The 17,634-nt window shown below is 33.1% G+C and carries 14 protein-coding genes; 2 read left to right on the top strand and 12 right to left on the bottom strand.

All coding sequences use genetic code 11. The features are described from left to right. Positions 1-167: 167 nt before the first annotated feature. The 12 genes from ACM2FC_RS11310 to tnpA all read right to left on the bottom strand — a co-directional run bounded on the left by ACM2FC_RS11310 (position 168) and on the right by tnpA (position 14,791). On the bottom strand, positions 168-1,448 hold the full coding sequence (locus tag ACM2FC_RS11310; RefSeq protein ID WP_498481009.1) for an O-antigen polymerase: 1,281 nt from the start codon (positions 1,446-1,448) through the stop codon (positions 168-170). Continuing rightward, positions 1,396-2,541 (bottom strand): glycosyltransferase family 4 protein, encoded by a 1,146-nt coding sequence (locus ACM2FC_RS11315; RefSeq protein WP_498481010.1) that lies wholly within the window; start codon positions 2,539-2,541, stop codon positions 1,396-1,398. Before ACM2FC_RS11315 ends, ACM2FC_RS11310 begins: the two co-directional genes overlap by 53 nt. Next, entirely contained in the window at positions 2,538-3,374 is an 837-nt protein-coding gene (locus tag ACM2FC_RS11320) for a hypothetical protein (RefSeq protein WP_498481011.1), read from the bottom strand. The genes ACM2FC_RS11315 and ACM2FC_RS11320 overlap by 4 nt, the downstream gene beginning before the upstream one ends. Beyond that, positions 3,371-5,095 (bottom strand): asparagine synthase (glutamine-hydrolyzing), encoded by a 1,725-nt coding sequence (gene asnB, locus ACM2FC_RS11325; protein WP_498481012.1) that lies wholly within the window; start codon positions 5,093-5,095, stop codon positions 3,371-3,373. The genes ACM2FC_RS11320 and asnB overlap by 4 nt, the downstream gene beginning before the upstream one ends. After that, the gene (locus tag ACM2FC_RS11330; RefSeq protein WP_498481013.1) at positions 5,095-6,354 is read right to left on the bottom strand and encodes a phenylacetate--CoA ligase family protein; all 1,260 of its coding nucleotides are present in this window, start codon (positions 6,352-6,354) and stop codon (positions 5,095-5,097) included. The genes asnB and ACM2FC_RS11330 overlap by 1 nt, the downstream gene beginning before the upstream one ends. After that, entirely contained in the window at positions 6,347-7,459 is a 1,113-nt protein-coding gene (locus ACM2FC_RS11335) for a glycosyltransferase family 4 protein (RefSeq protein ID WP_498481014.1), read from the bottom strand. Before ACM2FC_RS11335 ends, ACM2FC_RS11330 begins: the two co-directional genes overlap by 8 nt. Beyond that, the gene (locus ACM2FC_RS11340; protein ID WP_498481015.1) at positions 7,456-8,895 is read right to left on the bottom strand and encodes an oligosaccharide flippase family protein; all 1,440 of its coding nucleotides are present in this window, start codon (positions 8,893-8,895) and stop codon (positions 7,456-7,458) included. The genes ACM2FC_RS11335 and ACM2FC_RS11340 overlap by 4 nt, the downstream gene beginning before the upstream one ends. Next, positions 8,888-10,330, bottom strand: coding sequence for a capsular polysaccharide export protein, LipB/KpsS family (locus ACM2FC_RS11345; protein WP_498481016.1), 1,443 nt, complete (start codon positions 10,328-10,330; stop codon positions 8,888-8,890). Before ACM2FC_RS11345 ends, ACM2FC_RS11340 begins: the two co-directional genes overlap by 8 nt. Positions 10,331-10,382: 52 nt before the next feature. After that, positions 10,383-11,645 (bottom strand): nucleotide sugar dehydrogenase, encoded by a 1,263-nt coding sequence (locus tag ACM2FC_RS11350; RefSeq protein WP_498481017.1) that lies wholly within the window; start codon positions 11,643-11,645, stop codon positions 10,383-10,385. Between the two features lie 7 nt (positions 11,646-11,652). Then, entirely contained in the window at positions 11,653-12,726 is a 1,074-nt protein-coding gene (locus ACM2FC_RS11355; protein ID WP_498481018.1) for an NAD-dependent epimerase, read from the bottom strand. Positions 12,727-12,730: 4 nt separating this feature from the next. Further along, positions 12,731-13,330 carry a YveK family protein gene (locus ACM2FC_RS11360; RefSeq protein WP_498481019.1) on the bottom strand — a complete coding sequence of 200 codons (600 nt, stop codon included), beginning with the start codon at positions 13,328-13,330 and terminating at the stop codon, positions 12,731-12,733. Positions 13,331-14,344: 1,014 nt separating this feature from the next. Beyond that, a complete protein-coding gene (tnpA, locus tag ACM2FC_RS11365) occupies positions 14,345-14,791 on the bottom strand; it encodes an IS200/IS605 family transposase (RefSeq protein ID WP_498481020.1) in 447 nt (148 codons plus the stop codon). Between the two features lie 657 nt (positions 14,792-15,448). Between tnpA and pseB the strand changes: the two genes are divergently transcribed. After that, the gene (pseB, locus tag ACM2FC_RS11370) at positions 15,449-16,462 is read left to right on the top strand and encodes a UDP-N-acetylglucosamine 4,6-dehydratase (inverting) (RefSeq protein ID WP_498481021.1); all 1,014 of its coding nucleotides are present in this window, start codon (positions 15,449-15,451) and stop codon (positions 16,460-16,462) included. Between the two features lie 8 nt (positions 16,463-16,470). Continuing rightward, positions 16,471-17,631, top strand: a complete 1,161-nt coding sequence (gene pseC / locus ACM2FC_RS11375; protein WP_498481022.1) for a UDP-4-amino-4,6-dideoxy-N-acetyl-beta-L-altrosamine transaminase — start codon at positions 16,471-16,473, stop codon at positions 17,629-17,631. Positions 17,632-17,634: the final 3 nt, after the last annotated feature.

Consider the following 17,634-nt stretch of genomic DNA (forward strand, 5'->3'; position numbering starts at 1 on the left):
GGTGCAGATCAAAAATATATTAAATAATAATTTGAACACCTACGTTTACAAAAAATAACATAGAGCCTTGAATATTTGAGCTTAGCAATTGAAGCTCAAGGGCACACAAATCCAATTATCCAAAAGGTCAACACTTTCTCTAACCAAAGCCTAGTCAGGTGGCTTTACTAGCTATTATCTCTACCTAAGGCGAATATGTTCTCTCCTTGTATAGGCGAGTTTTCTGGCTTTAACTTTATCACACTAATATAAATAAACCATGATACTATAAATAACAATGTTTGGTTAAAGCTGTAAAGTGAGAAAAATAGGAATGGCGTTATATATGTCAACATAATCAGAGATCTAGAACTTTTAATATTTATATATTTCATAAAAACTAAAATTAGCACGAAAGTGCCAAAAACACCATATGTCATTATAATTTCCAAAAGCATGCTATGCGTTCTTGGAAAACCACCAGAGTTAGTAAAAAATAATTTTAAATTACCATAACCACTACCGAATAATATAAACGAAACGTTATCAACATTAAACCATAATTTCAAATTTGTTGACCATATATTAATGTATGCTCCGACAGAGTTATTATGTAAAAATTTAGGTTCAATATTTAGGCCATTATGTAAAAACATCTGAATCAAATCTGTCAACAATTGTATTCTGTAAGGTAAGTATTCTCTAAATTGAATTAAAAGAAACACACATAAAACTATTACACAAGAAAGTATCAATATCTTTTTAAGATTGAGGAACAACAAGTAAATAAACAAAGCTGAAAGAACTATTACGATTCCCGCTCTATCACTAGATATTACAAGACAATAACCGTAAGTTAAAAGTATAACTATCCTTGTGATTATATTTTTATAAATAAACAGTGGAATGAAAAACATTAATGCTATAAAAACGCCAAATGCAGGCGCACCATAATAAAAAAAACCCCAGTTTCGTCCATTAAAACGTTGAGTAAATCCCAATATGTCAACTCCGTAAATAGATTGAAATATTACATCCAATGAAAATATAAAAATAATAACACCGAAAATCTTATAATACTGAAGTGAAGCATTGGAATCATAAATTGCTATACCCAAAAACAAGAAGCTTACTAATAAAATCAACTCTTTTACTGTTGTAATAAAATTATCATTGTAGTAAAAAATGGAAACAAAAAATGAATAAAGTATAAAGAACAGGAAATACAAACTAAAAGTATTGATGGGAATTCTATATTTATTTTTCAACATGAACCGGTAAAATGCGATAAAGCCAATAAAACAAAACATAAACCGATTGAAAGTCATTAAAGCTGGACTAATTGCTTCAATAGCAAATGGTAGAGTCAAGAATAAATATAGTAAAATGGATGCTATAATATTATCAATTATATTACTAAAATAGCTTAGAGAATCTAATTGCGCTCTTTCTCCAACTGTAATGTTCATTTACCTGATTCCTTATTTGGCAACGATTAAGTGTATTTTTAGTAACCTGCTTGATACTGCAAGCTAGCTCTTCAACATTATCTGCTTCAACAATATAACCATTCACTCCATCATCTATAATACTTGGTATACCACCGACATCGGTGCCAATGCAGGGTACACCGAAGCTCATTGCTTCCAATAAGACATTTGGATAATTATCGTAGTGTGAAGTCAAGACGAAAACATCAGCTATATTATAATAACTAGCCAAGTCATCTTTTTTAAGATTTCCAGTAAAGATGACATTATCTTCCAAGCTTAATTTTTCTGTCAAGTTTACTAAATCATTCTTTTTATTTCCTTCACCGACAATAACTAGTTTTGAATTAATACTTATGTTAGAAGAAAATAATGCAAACCCTCTAATTAACATAGGCAAATTTTTAATATCTATTAGCCGACCTACATAGAGAACTATAAAGTCATTGTCATTTATTTTTACATTTGTAGGTAATTGCTCTCTTGGAGTAAAGTTAATACTACTAAAGTCGTAAACTCCAACGTTTACAAAATGTAATTTTTCATTAACGATATTCATGCTTTTTACTTTTCTATATGCGTCACCATTGGCAATAATACCAAAGCATTTTTTTGCAAGGTAAATATCATAAAAATTATCTAGTGGCCCAGGTAATCTTATATAAGATTTATTACTTGTAAACCGAGACATCAAGCAGGTTAGTAGCGGTAACTCACAAGTGTGTAAAACAAATGTGTCTTTCCTTTTCCATAACTTAAAGAAAACTTGAATCTCAAATATACTCTGCCCAAATAGTCTTGGTATTCCTCTAAGCCCTCTTAGCTTCTTTAAGTACCTATTTTTGTGAAACCATTGAGTCAAGGGATAAAGCCAAGGAGACCTAACCAAGAAAGCATCATCAAAATGTTCAGGTACAGTATTAAAATTACGTTTCTTAAACACCGGCTCTAAAGAATAAATTTGAACATCGTAACCTAACTCCTTAAGCGCTTTAGACATATTAATATCAAAATTTTCGCCACCACCTCTAAACATCATCATACCAATATTTACAAATATTATTTTTTTCATAGTTTAAGGTCTCTAGCTCTTATTGGTGTTATGTCATGGGCAACAACAAAGTCTAAAAATTCTTGCAAAAGATCATATTGAGTTCTTCTCGGATTATCGGGCAATATACACTTGTGCTCCCAAAAGTGTGTTGCAAGTACAAATGGATAGTCATTATATTTACAATGAAGAAAAGCTTTTTTTAACATTTGTAAGTTAGCAGAAGGAGTTAAAGCAAAGCTACCTAACTCCCAACGAGATCCATCAATGATAGGTATAGGGCTATCAAATCCATATCTCGTCATAAAATATAGTCTTTGTAGCCTTACTAACTGATGTTTAGTTGAAAATATATTTCGTGTATTTCTTTTTACTCCAGGTAGATTGAGCAAGTTTAGTCTATGTTTAATCAAAATGTCTGCACAACTTGCAGTCATAGTATTACTAGGAGGTACAAAAGTATTTACGTCGATATTAAATATTGATTCTAAATAGTTTTTTGCTTCCAAAAGTTTAATTTCGAAATTAATTATTTTGTCTACTAACTCAGGAATTATTTTATGCCTTTTAAATCGATATGTATGATGTATCCCATGTAAAGCAATATCTACCTTTTTCTCTTCTAATTTACACTTAATGAATTTCGTCAATGAAGTGTTTCTGTCAATAGGATAAGCTTCACCAGTATGCCAATGTGTTAAAGGCATATGACCAGCAAATGTACCTTTTTGGTACGGAATTGTAGCGAATGTAATAGGAAAGAAGTCCCATATACCAGTATAAAGGTTTTCTAATTCCTTGACGCTTGTAAAGTATGATAAGTCATCATCCCTAATTATAAACTGAACACTCATACTTTCCCCTCTATAAGAAAATTTAATGAGATAAGTCTTAATATTTTATGATATTGGGCATTTTCTTTAAGATGATGAATAACCAGTTCTGAATCAATATAGTGATCTAAATTATTTAATCGTTTAATATCATGCTCATCAACATATTTCTTTGCGTAATCAACGGTAAAACCAATTTTAGGTCGATTTAACAGTTCATTAGATAAGGTATTACCAGCTAAATTTCGCAATATTACCTTTGATCTTCTTATATTCAGCTTTTTATTCAAAGGCAAATTAAGCGCGAATTTAATCAGGTCTATATCAAGAAATGGTAACCTCATTTCAACCCCATGTGACATACTCATCCTATCGGCTCTTGATAAAAGTGGAACTAAATAGTCTTCTAACTCAGTGGCTAAATATGTTAGCATTTTTCTTTTTGTCGTGTTACGAATAAAGTCATATTTAGCGTAAAACTTATTGAATTTTTCATTGTTATATATATGCTCAATACTAGGTTCTATATTTGCTGATTTCGTATCTGATCTAGCAAATAACAATGATTGAATAAATTTTGTTGGGAGAAGCCTACCAAATTTATTTATCAATAGTGATTTTAAATACAAATTATGTTGCGGATAACCGCCGAACAACTCATCGGCTCCTTCACCTCCAAGTAATACTTTGTATTCATTTTCTTGCGCAAGTTGAGATACATTTAAAATGCCTACAGCGTTAGTATGTACAAGTGGGTACTCCCAGTAAAACAAAGTATCTTCCAAATCATTTTTAAACGTATTATAGTCTAAGTCTTTATACTTTAAATCAACATTTAAATCATGAGACAACAAGTTTGCATATTTTAGTTCTGAACTATCAACTGAGTTAACATGCAAGAGATTATACTTCCCTTGTTTATTTGCATAATAAGCTATCAATGAGGAGTCTATACCGCCAGATCCTATAATAGCTACAGGGACATCAGATATTAGCCTTTTATTTACTGATTTTTCCAGTAAACCATGTAATATTTTTTCACAATCACTTTCACATAATTCATTGAAATAATCTTCACTTATAAGATCACTTATCTCAAAATATTTGTATCTTGACAACTTGAAAAAGGAAAGGTCTATGCTTAATACCTCTGATGGTTGTATAGATTTGATGTTTGAAAATATAGATTCACTGGTATAATTTGTATAAGTTAAAATGCTATCAAGTATTCTAGAATCAAACTTAAGTTTTACTCCAAAATTTTCAAACGTTTTCTGCTCTGAGGAGAAATAGAATTCTCTACTTTTCTCATTAAAATGATAAAAAAATGGCTTTTTACCTAATCTATCGCGATAACAATGTAAAAAATTGCTTTCTTTATCATAGAGTGCGATTGAAAACATTCCATCTAAATGAGTTACAAACTCTATACCATATTTCCTATAAAGCTTACATATGACTTCAACTTCAGAGTTAGTTCGAAAGTTAAACTTATTTATAAGCTGATTTCTTAGCTGATGATAATTATATATTTCGCCATTAAAAACAACTATTACGTTATCATCAATGAACGGCTGGTTCGCTTCAACTGATAAGTCATTAATAGAGAGCCTTGTATGACCCAAGGTCAAACTACCATCACGATAATAGTCACTATGATCGGGCCCTCGATGATGTAAAGATCTTAATGCGTGTTCAAAATTATATTTTATATGAGTAACTGAGCCTAAGATTCCGCACATTATATTTCACTTCTTATGTAAAGGTATTTACCATTTTTCGTTTTTTTAATTTTTTTAACTTTCTTCCATATTACACTAATCTCAAGCTCTAGTGCTATTTCTACTTTATTTTCAATATCTCTCTTTATATCGACTGAAAGGTCATGATCGCCCTGTAGAACATATGAGATTTCAATACTATCCAGTGATTTTTGAACTAAGTTATAATGCTTTATTTCCGAAATGTAGAAAAATAGAGTTATAAAATACTGAGCGTGTATTTTTTTTCCATTAATACCAGTTAAGTATTCAAAAACCCTACCATTTAAACCATCAATGAAATATTCGTTATTTACTTTATCAACTTGTTCAGCGCTATCAAGAATATCAAACCTAATAATAGGCATAATGTAATTATGTAAATTTGTAATCAATATTCTATTATCTACCACTTCTACGACATTATTATAGATAAATATTCTCTTTTTTTTATTCACCTTATCTTCTGCCGCAATTCCACTAGCCTCTCTGGAACCATAAAAATCATAGACTTTTGCTTTAAATACATCCTCAATCAGACTTCTATGTTCATTATAAAGCATTGCAGTGCTAGTAATGATAACCCTTGGAGATGCAACCTTGATATTATTTTTTTTGATGAATATTGCTAAATCGACCAATGAGTTCGTATAAGCCTTCAATATATCGGGTTTAAATGTATTAATTTTAGATATCGTATGAAGTTTCTTGTCATCGCCAAAATCAAATGCATTAATAAATATAATATTTGACAAATAGTTTTTTAGTTTGGACTTTATTGTGGTCCTTTTTTCAAAGTCTTCTACCGAGCCCCAAATAACAAGTTTTCTTGATAAACTCCAATCAACACCTACTAGGTCTTTATAGTAATAGTATAATGTTGCATCTACCCAAGACTGATAGTTTCTATCCTGCAAAAATTTTACTGGCTCACCTGTAGACCCCCCAGATGTATTCGCCCAATAAGGATATCGCTTATCGGTAGATATCAATTTCTCAAAACTACTTCTCATAATATCTTTAGTCATAATAGGCAGTTCTGATAGATCATTAATACTTATATTATCAATTTTTATATTTCTATAATACGGAACGTTTTCTTTAGCATGTTTAACAATCAGTGATAATTTTTCATTACCTAGTCCATCAAAATTCGGTTCATTTTTCTTAATTTCATCATAAATTTTTAATATTTTTCTGTTTTTTAACTTCCATAAAAATGAACTAATATATCTATTCACTCAAATACTCCTTTATCGTACTTCCTATTTTCTTTTTTCTAAAGTTTTGAGTAGCAAAGCGTAAGCAATTTTCTGATAACTCATCAAGCAATATCCGATTTTCCATTAGGTTAATTATTTTTTCTTCTATCTCGTTCAGCTGGCTAGGTCTATACAAAAAACCACTATAACCATCTTTTATAGCTTCCCGAACACCAGAAGTATCAAACCCTATAGATGGTACTTTGATAAAACCTGCTTCTACATATACTCGACCAAAGGTTTCCCCCAAGCCATTATTCGCCTTAGAAAGTAAAATATGGAGATCGCATGAGTGCAAAATCTCGGCGATAATCAGTGGTGGCTTGTAGCCCAAAAAATCAACCTCATCCTTAATACCTAGTGTTTCTACCAAATTTTTTAATTCTACTAAGTAATCTCCTTCTCCTATAATTTTGTATTTAAATTTAAATCCATGCTTCTTGATTTTTGACAATATACGACAAACATCTTGAATATTCTTCTGTTTCTCAATTCTACAATATGTTACTAAAGTAAAAACAGCATGCTTTGCCTTCTTTGTAAATTCCCAAATACAATCATCTATTGGTCTAGGTATTTTCCTTATATTATCAACTGAGTCACCACAATAATGTTTGATATAATTAGTTGTAGCATCAGAAATTGATATGATTTTTTTTGACCCGTTATATGCCCTTATTAAGAAAAAATTTCGAAGTAGCATTTTTATTTTTGCGTTCTTAAATGGTAGCCGTGTACCCGCTGCTAATATAATCGGCTTAAAGGAAAAAGCACTACGAAACATGCCATAAATAACCTCATCAAAATGCCCCATTATTAACACTTCATCATAGTCACCTTTTAAAAATAATTTATTTAGAAAAAATAAATTGTTTAGCTCAGTAAAATATCCGCCGTTTCCTTTTCTTATTACCTTGTATGGCAAAGACTGGTCAAAGTTATACCAATCAGACTCATTAGATTTAGGGCAAATGAGGGTTACGTTTACGTCATTATCTACCAAACCTAAAAGAGTTTGATGAGTAGAAAATTGCATCCCTCCTACACTTGGTAGAAAGCTACCAGTAATACATAGCAACTTCATAATTTTTCTAACCTATATAGATAGTACATTTGATATGAAACTTTAGCAAAGTTATATAAGTAACAGGGTAGAAATACAACAAAAAATATAACATACTGAATGTAACTACCAAAAACATGTAATACGAAAATTATCACAAGAGCAGCCAACAATATATAGATATACAATGATTTTATATACAATTGATATTTTCTAAAAGTAATGTAGTAACAAATTATAGCGAATAGTAGTTCACTTGTTCCTGTAGATATAGCTGCGCCTAGAACTCCAAGCTTAGGTATAAGAATAATATTCATTAAAAGGTTGATTACTAATGTCAATGCTGTAATTTTAAATAGTATCCTACTATCCCCATATGCAGATATTACATACGAGGAATAACCAAAAAATATCGTTACCAAATATAATAATATCAATGCATCAAAAGAGGGTATACCAGCTAAATATTCTTTAGTAAACAAAATAGGTATTAGATGCCCCCCCTCGTAGAGGAATAAAATAAATATTGGTATAGTCAATAAGAAAATGCTCTTTTGCAATAATTCATATAACATTTCAACATTTACGTAGTCTTTTTTAGCAATATACCTAGACATTACAGGTAACAATATCGGTGTAAATGCCATATACCAAAAATTTCTAGTCACTACCGCAACTAAAAATATAGCGTTATATATACCAACACTGCTATTATTTAGAAAGTAACCAATAAGAAAACTATCCGACCACATATACAGCATAGAAACAAAGCCAGATAAGCTGGCATATATCGAGTATTTAAAAAAACTCTTATCAAATTTTATTCTCAATCGAGTTGTATCTATCCTTTTATAATATAGGTATACTTTTTTGCTAAAGATTAAAAGGAAAATAAAATATCCTAGTATATAAATATATGACACCAGTGATATATTTATATTATTAAAAAAACTAATTATTAACAATATGGATAATGGGAATATTTTTTGCCAAAAAAGTTCATTTAGTTTTGTATATAAAAAATCGCCATTAGTTATAGCTATTTTCATCTGAGAAGATACTATAGCATTGATAAATATATACATTCCCAATATACTTACCACTTCGGTAAAGTTCTTAATATAATGCTTTTCTATATCCTCTTTCGAAATAATAACAAATATATACAGTATAATACCGAGTATTAATGGAGTAAGAATTGAATTGGCATATATATTTTTAAGAGAATTAAGCTTCTTTTTCTCTTCATATATAGGAATAAAACGCATAACGCCAGTAGCTAGACCACCATTCGCTACTATTGAAAGTATAGAAAATACACTTATAGATAGCGAGAATAAACCAAATTCGCTAACAGATAGGTTCTTGGTTAGAAAGCTATTCCATACAAAGCCAAAAATTAAAAATACAGGCTGAAACAATAGATAGATCTTAGCAGTGCTTAAAATTTTATTCATTTTTCGAATCTATATACTGACATAAACTATTATAAATTGCAGATAGATTTTTTTCATCCATGACCTTTTCACTATATACTCCGGGCTCAACTATAAAGCAGTTGCTAGAATTTGATAAATATAAGGCCAGAAAATCTATAAGATCTTGTTCATTGTGTGTGTAATCCTCTAACATATACTTTATATGTGTAGCCCAATAGGGAATGGGAGTTTCGCCAAGATATTTAACGAGCTTGCAATCATTATAAAATACATGACCAATTGTTATTACTGGTATTTTTAGCAATAGTGCTTCCAGTCCAGTTGTACCAGTTAAGGTTACAATTGCCGATGCATTTCTCATTACTTCAAAGCTATCTACCGAAATAGGCAATATAAAAACGTTAGGTAATTTTTTTATAGAATCATAGAATGATTTACTGTTTTTTCCTACCATTCCTGGATGCTCCTTAACATACAGCTTATAGCCCATGGGAATGCTTTTGGAAATAGCCTCTAACGTAGAAAGTTGATTCATATAGTAATGAGCAAGTGTCATTGTTGAAGCTTCTGGCTGTAAATGCAAAGGGAAATAAAGGTATTTATCATTTTTTTTGTAGTCATCCCAAGGATAGAACTTCGTGAAATAATGCCGCTTTACTCGTGGTATTATTTCTTCATTGTAAAGTTTTTTAAATGGGTTAGGCTTGGTATGACCAGCGTATTTTTTTGTTATATAGTAGTTGTAAAAATAACTTGCAAATCTTCTTAAATGAGTAGTAGTGATTGACTTATTTTTTTTAATTATATTTTTTTGAAGTTCAGCAATATCTTGATTCTTCCTAAACTTTGACAATAGATCAATTACATTATTTTCGATTTCTGGATTAAAAGGTAAATATGGATTTAAGCTACTAAAACAATTTTCACTCCAGAAGGTTCTATCAAATAAATCAAGCCTCATAGAAACACCATGTATTATCTTAATCCCCATTTTCTGTGCAACACTATAAGATATTAAGTGAGGCATAGATGCATAGGCATTGGTGATTATAAGATCCGGCATCTCCTTTTCGTAAATTCTTTCAAAAAAGTCAAAAAACTTAGCTAAGTATATTCTGTTTTTTTCATATCCATCTTTAATATGATTTCTATCTGCCCAAATATACTTCCACAAAGTTCCTTCACCGTAATCTTCTTCAAGTTTTTTCAGCCTTTCATCCAATCCCTTGTATACGGTATCAGGGTAAACTTCATTTTCATAAAACTCGTCTAAAGAATATACTTCTTTAAAATTATTAATAATTGAATTGTCGCATAGTTCCAAAAAATATTTTTTTCCAACTACCCATGCACTTATATCTGTTTCAATTATTCCATTATTTGTCAAGCGATTAGAGATATCCGACCATAAATAACTGAAGTCCCAATCTAATATAAAAAATACTTTCTTCAAAACTACCTACTTAACTTAACATGGTTTAAATCTAATCAAAAATACTATAAAATTAGAGTCTACCGTCTACTTCATCTAAGAAAGACTTAATATCGTAAATAATGGTTTTACTATCATGTTCTAATCTAATATCTTTAAATTCATCATGTGCTACTGCTAAGACAACCCCATGATAATTTGATAAATCAATATTTTCTACTAATGCTATACCATACTCCCTACTAACTTCTTCTTCGTCCACTCTAGGGTCATACACATCAACATTACAACCAAAATCTTTCAGCTCTTCAATAACATCAAGCACCCGACTATTTCGAGTATCTGGACAATTCTCCTTAAATGACATACCTAAAATCAAAACACTTGATTCGTTTATAGCGTGTCCTTTTTTTATCATTAGTTTAATGACCTGATTCGCTACATAGACTCCCATACTATCATTCAATCTTCTTCCCGCCAGTATGATTTCAGGGTTATATCCCACTGATTGAGCTTTATGAGCTAGGTAGTAGGGGTCGACACCAATACAATGCCCTCCAACCAGACCTGGTTTAAAGGGCAAGAAATTCCATTTTGTTTTGGCTGCATCTAATACATCATTTGTATCAATACCCAACTTATTAAAAATAATTGCCAGCTCATTAACAAATGCAATATTGATATCTCTTTGCGAATTTTCAATTACTTTTGCAGCTTCAGCCACCTTTATACTAGGCGCAATGTGAGTACCCGCAGTTATGATTGATGCATAAAGGCTGTCTACCCTATTTGCTATTTCTGGAGTAGACCCTGAGGTGACTTTAACAATATTAGTTACTGTGTGCACTTTATCTCCAGGATTTATTCTCTCAGGAGAATACCCACAAAAAAAGTCAGAGTTGTACTTCAGCTGGGATACTTCTTCCAATATAGGGACACACACCTCTTCTGTAGCACCTGGATATACAGTTGATTCATAAATAACTATATCTCCCTTATCTAGTACTTCTCCTAAAGATTGAGTAGCTGAAATTAAAGGGGCTAGATCTGGGTTTTTATTTTTATCAATTGGTGTAGGGACAGTAACTACATATATATTACAATCTTTAATATCTTCGAGTGAACAAGTAAACTTTGTCGAATTTAATAATACTTCTTGTGTCTCACTCTCAGACAATTCGAATGTTCTATCAAAACCAGTTTTAAGTTCACTTACTCTTGATTGCGAGATATCATAACCGACTACATCATATTTAAATGAAAAAGCATGTGCTAGAGGCAGCCCTACGTATCCTAAACCAACGACACATATTTTATTCAACATTCTATCAACCATATTTCAATTACTTATCACTAGAAAAAAATTCAATATACCAATCTACAAATTTTGCAACACCTTCATTTACAGTAGTTGATGGCTTATACCCAAAATCTTCTACTAAATCTTCAATATCTGCAAAAGTCTCTGGTACATCACCAGCTTGTAACGGTAGGAAATTTTTTTTAATCTTTAAATTCAACCTATTCTCGATCGCCAAAATAAAGTCCATGAGCTTGACTGGATTGTTATTACCTATATTATATATTTTATATGGTGCTGACGATGTAGATGCTTTTCCATCAACACTATTCCAGCTAGCTTTTGCTTTTGGTGGATTATCTATAACTCTTATAATTCCTTCTATAATATCATCAATATAAGTAAAGTCTCTAAGCATGTTTCCGTTGTTAAAGACATCTATCGATTTATTTTCTAAGGCAGCCTTTGTAAACAAAAATAGAGCCATATCAGGCCGCCCCCAAGGCCCATATACTGTGAAAAAACGAAGCCCTGTGGTACTAATGCCAAAAAGATGACTGTATGTATGAGCCATAAGTTCATTCGATTTTTTTGACGCTGCATAAAGTGAGATTGGATGGTCTACATTGTGATTTGTAGAAAAAGGTAACTCTTTATTTAACCCATAGACAGATGAGGACGAAGCATAAGATAAATTTTTGACATTGTTATGCCGGCATGCTTCTAATATGTTGGTAAAACCAACAATATTTGAATCAATATATGCTTCTGGATTTGTTAAAGAATACCTTACTCCAGCTTGCGCTGCTAGATTACAAACAGCATCAAATTTTTCGTCGTTAAAAAGATGCATTAACGCGTCTTTATCTTCTAGGTTTATTTTTAAGAATTTATACTTTATATTAAGTGATGAAACTATGGGCTGGTTGTACTCTATGCTTTCCCCATTCTCTATAGAATCTAAAATCCCAGACCTATTTAATCTACCATATTTTACTTTCTTATCATAATAATCATTAATATTATCTATCCCGACGACATTATGCCCAAGAACTAGTAGCCTTTCGACTAAGTGAGAACCTATAAATCCAGCACTTCCAGTTACTAATATATTCATAAACTTATGCTCGTACAATTTTCCTAAATTGAAAAATAAAGATTAAAAACACACAAAGAATAACGCTACTAAAAAACGAAATTAGTAATACATTTTTAATCTTTATTTTATTTATAGGTTCTTCGCTTATTATTACATTCCCTATAGTTCTAGTTGGGGTTGTTACTTCGTAAAAAACATTTTTTTCGTTTTGCATTTTTACTATATAATTATACACGCTTTCCATCTTATTATTTATTTCATGAACATCTGAACTTCTAACTTTTATATTTAATATTCTTTTACTATTTACCGGAATACTTGTTTCAACCCAATTCCCATCAATACTTTCTATTTTCTCACTCAGTAAATGTCTATCCAATGTGTACTTTAGGTCAGTTGTGTCTAGTATGGGTATAAATCCGTTTCGAGTCATCCCTTCTCCAATTTCGACGTATAAACTTCCTTCATAAATAGCCACAGGGTTGTTTAGCTTGAAATAAGCAATTCCCGACAGGAAACCCAAGGACAAAACTACTAACACTAAAATCCTATAAGTCCAAGTTATTCTAAGTAGCTCAAGTATATCTATCTCCGGATTCTTCACAACATCTTGATGTCTCATACTTGTATCTCCTTTGCTCACAAGTGGCGTGCTAATACTCTCTATACATCAACAATGATATCCACAGCTCGAGACATAAAGTGAGCTAAAGATCATACATTTAAAAAACGAAAAAAGAACAAATTGGTTGCATTTATATAAACTCGAGATTGAAGCAAATCATTATAATTTTTTCAAAATAAAAATGGTATAGCATTTCAGAGCCGATAAACTTTTTCTTATATCGGCACTCTTTTAACTGATAACAGTTTCTTCGAAAACAAAGAAAGATAACTCTTGTTCTGTCAGAGCAGGATCTATTCCATGCTTGACAAAGCCTATCGACAATTTCATGTTAGCTTTCAAAGCATCGATTCGCTAACTCGTTCTGACGAACCCCGCTGTCCTCATCCATAATGACCACTGATTGCTTACCTATCGGTGTGACATGAGAAATGTACTTAATTGCTCTTTGATCGCCTCAATATTGCACACTGGAAATTGGCCCCCTCAGTGCCCATATTCATGTTGCCGTGTTCTGTTGAGACCAAACCAGACTTATCTTGATAACCATATCCGAGTATCTTGTAACGCCGCATGTCCTAGGAGCTTGAAGATCGTTTCTGTTGGGACTTTTTAAGCTCTCTTAGGTTCCAATACATTGTTTAGGATATTTGGAGAGAGTGGTAATCAAACTCAAACCGAAGTCCTGCCATCAGCGATAAGTTCCGGAATGTTAGGAAATTATTTTCGATAAAATGAGCGCGCGCTCTAACTAGCAGTCAACCCCCATCGAAGTTAATTAAGTGTGTCATGAGGTGTTATTTGAGCGTCTATAAAATGGTGAAGCTCCCGTCCTTGAAGCCCTCCAAAAGCATTGTCGAAATAAACCTCAACCTACTTGTCCACACCGACTCTACTCCCTTTATAGAGAGGCACAACGTCGGAACGACTTTAACCGCCAATAAAGTGGGCAGTAAAAATCCACCTGCAAAGCAGGTGGCTTTGAATGGCCCCCTGTAAGGGGGCTCACTGTTAATTTTCTAACCCTAGAAGCATCTGACGCTCTTCCTCTTCCTTTCCCACACGATCTTGGTGTCTGACATACCTACGGATTATGTCCTCGTTCATACCTACCGAATCTACGAAATAACCGTGCTGCCAAAACTTATTTCCCCATAACTTTTTCTTTCTTAAATACGGAAATTTGTCAAATAATCGAATCGCTGTTCGACCTTTAGCAAACCCCATGTATGTTGAAATACTCAAGCTAGGCGGAAGCCTTACCACCAAGTGAACATGGTCTACTTGAACATTGAGCTCTACAACCTTACAGTTCTTCATATTGCTGTAAATATAGATACTACGATAAAGTTCTTTACCCAAGTTTCCTTTTAAGATTTTCAAACGGTACTTGGGTGTCCACACTATGTGATACTGACAACGATAATAAACATGTGACGCGGATTCATATCTGCTCATGTTCTTTTTCTCCTCATTTGCTGGTTACAAACGAGAAGATCTTGAACATGAGCGTCCTTCGGGCATAGCCCTAATGGACGATCACCACCTTCCTAGAAGGTGGTTTAGGGATAGAAAACAACAAGCTAACGCATTCTAACTCGTGCGTTAGATGTGGAATTGATAAGGTGTTGGAAATTGTGTTTCATGATGCTTCCCTGTAGGTCCTAATTAGATCAAAAAATTAATGGGATTAGTAATCTTCAAATAATCCATTTTTTGGTAACTTTAAACAGTAATATGATTCAATATGTTAGCAATTATCCTTAATGTAGGACTCTTAAGTAAAGGCAGCTATAGAAACCTAAGAAACTCGTTTGCTTGGAGAACTATCCACGGTCCTATTCTATTTAACATTAACACGGTTCAGCTGTGCGGTTGCTTATTTTTGCAATAACCATAGTCGTTCTTAGACACACTTTGTGGTAGTATCCTCCATTTTAGGGCTTTTCGCGTAATACCTTCTCCAATTTCGATTGTAAGATTCCTATTGCATTGCATCTTACTTGAAAGAACATAGTACACGATTGCTCTTTAGCGAATGTTAAGTATATGTTTCTCACATTTGATGCATATTTCTTGTCTTAAAACTTAGCTGTAACTAGGAATCTGTTTTATATGCTAAACCAAAAGTCAGTGCTGATTACCGGTGGCACCGGGTCGTTCGGAAAACAGTTCATTAAAACGATACTTGCAACTTATCCAAAAGTGAAAAAGATCATTGTTTTTTCTCGTGATGAACTAAAGCAATTTGAATTGAAACAACAGTATCCTCATAAAGACTTCCCACAATTACGTTTCTTTATCGGAGATGTTCGTGATCGACAGCGTATGATACAAGCTTGTGAAGATGTCGATGTTATAATTCATGCCGCAGCTATAAAACAAGTCGATACAGCAGAGTACAATCCTACAGAATGTATACGAACAAATATAGATGGAGCTGAAAATGTTATCGCAGCAGCCCTACAATGTGGCGTCAAGGATGTCGTGGCACTTTCTACGGATAAAGCTTGTGCCCCTATCAACCTCTATGGAGCAACAAAGCTTGCTTCAGATAAGCTGTTCACTGCGGCTAACAACATAAAAGGGTCGAAGGATGTCCGTTTTAGTGTTGTCCGATATGGGAATGTGATGGGCTCTAGAGGTTCGGTGATACCTTTTTTCCTCCAGAAAAAACATGAGGGTGTCTTACCGATTACCCATGAACAGATGACACGCTTCAACATTTCTCTTCAAGACGGTGTGAAGATTGTAATGTATGCTCTTCAAAATCATATCGGTGGTGAGATTTTTGTGCCCAAAATCCCATCATACAAAATTCTTGATGTTGCAAAAGCGGTGGCCCCTGAATGTGAAATAAAAGTTATCGGCATTCGCCCTGGAGAAAAATTACATGAAGAGATGATCACTGATACAGACTCAATTAATACAATCGATCTCGGTAAATATTATGCAATTTTGCCTTCAGTCTCTTTTACGTATACAGAAAAGGAGTATCTTGAACATCATAATGCGCAAAAAGTACCATTCGGGTTTAAATACAACTCTGGGACAAATACTGACTGGGAATGTGTTGAAAGCCTTCGTACGTTAGTAAAAGAGCATGTTGACCCCAATTTTACAGTGTGAGTAACTAAGTGATTCCTTACGGCAGACAAGAAATAATTCAACAGGATATTGACAGCGTAGTAGATGTTTTAACATCTGACTTTTTGACTCAAGGTCCAAAAGTACCTGAGTTTGAGAAAGCCTTAACAAATCACACTGGAGCGAAGTTTGCTTTCGCTATGAATAGTGCAACGTCATCGCTACATATTGCATGTCTAGCTCTAGGGCTAACAGAAGGAGATTGGCTATGGACTACTCCAATAACTTTTGTAGCTTCTGCCAACTGTGGCCTATATTGTGGTGCTAAGGTCGACTTTGTCGATATAGACTCTGCAACATACAATATGTGTCCGAAAAAATTAGAACTAAAATTAATTGCAGCTAAAGCTAATGGTTTATTACCTAAGGTAGTAGTGGCAGTGCACCTATGCGGTCAATCATGCGATATGCAAGCAATCAATAATCTTGCACAAGAATATGGCTTTAAAATTATCGAAGATGCATCTCATGCTATTGGAGGCCGGTATCAAGGTAAGCCTATAGGTAATTGTGAATATTCAGACATCACAGTATTCAGCTTCCACCCAGTTAAAATTGTCACCACCGCTGAAGGCGGGGCGGCTGTAACTAATTGTCAAGAATTGGCCCACAGAATGGCACTACTACGTAGCCATGGCATTACACGCAACCCCAAACATATGGAAGGAGAGAGTCATGGTAGCTGGTACTATCAACAAATTGATTTAGGTTTCAACTACAGAATGACGGAGTTACAAGCTGCTCTAGGTGTTACTCAAATGAAAAGGTTAGATAAGTTTGTTTCTGCTCGTCACTATTTGGCTGAACGCTACAATAAACAACTTTCGTCTTTACCAGTTACACTACCTTACCAACTGAAAAATACCTATTCTGGGTTACATCTATACGTTATTCGTCTAAACCTTGAGAGCATTTCATTATCGCACCAAAACGTTTTTGATGCCCTGCGTGACCAAGGCATTGGGGTGAATGTACACTATATTCCTCTTCATACTCAACCTTACTATCGTAGAATGGGCTTTAAGGATGGAGACTTTCCTGAATCAGAACTGTACTATCAAGAAGCGATTTCATTGCCGATGTTTCATAGTATGACGGATGAAATGCAAGACACCGTTGTAGCGGTTTTATCAGATATATTAACGAGGTAACCA

This window comes from Vibrio sp. A37 (assembly GCF_059777565.1).

Coding starts and splice junctions, on each gene's coding strand:
- ACM2FC_RS11320 (WP_498481011.1), bottom strand. CDS start 3,374: ATGAGTGTTCAGTTTATAATTAGGGATGATGACTTATCATACTTTACA.
- ACM2FC_RS11360 (WP_498481019.1), bottom strand. CDS start 13,330: ATGAGACATCAAGATGTTGTGAAGAATCCGGAGATAGATATACTTGAG.
- asnB (WP_498481012.1), bottom strand. CDS start 5,095: ATGTGCGGAATCTTAGGCTCAGTTACTCATATAAAATATAATTTTGAA.
- ACM2FC_RS11350 (WP_498481017.1), bottom strand. CDS start 11,645: ATGGTTGATAGAATGTTGAATAAAATATGTGTCGTTGGTTTAGGATAC.
- ACM2FC_RS11340 (WP_498481015.1), bottom strand. CDS start 8,895: ATGAATAAAATTTTAAGCACTGCTAAGATCTATCTATTGTTTCAGCCT.
- ACM2FC_RS11355 (WP_498481018.1), bottom strand. CDS start 12,726: ATGAATATATTAGTAACTGGAAGTGCTGGATTTATAGGTTCTCACTTA.
- tnpA (WP_498481020.1), bottom strand. CDS start 14,791: ATGAGCAGATATGAATCCGCGTCACATGTTTATTATCGTTGTCAGTAT.
- pseB (WP_498481021.1), top strand. CDS start 15,449: ATGCTAAACCAAAAGTCAGTGCTGATTACCGGTGGCACCGGGTCGTTC.
- ACM2FC_RS11335 (WP_498481014.1), bottom strand. CDS start 7,459: ATGAAGTTGCTATGTATTACTGGTAGCTTTCTACCAAGTGTAGGAGGG.
- ACM2FC_RS11310 (WP_498481009.1), bottom strand. CDS start 1,448: ATGAACATTACAGTTGGAGAAAGAGCGCAATTAGATTCTCTAAGCTAT.
- ACM2FC_RS11315 (WP_498481010.1), bottom strand. CDS start 2,541: ATGAAAAAAATAATATTTGTAAATATTGGTATGATGATGTTTAGAGGT.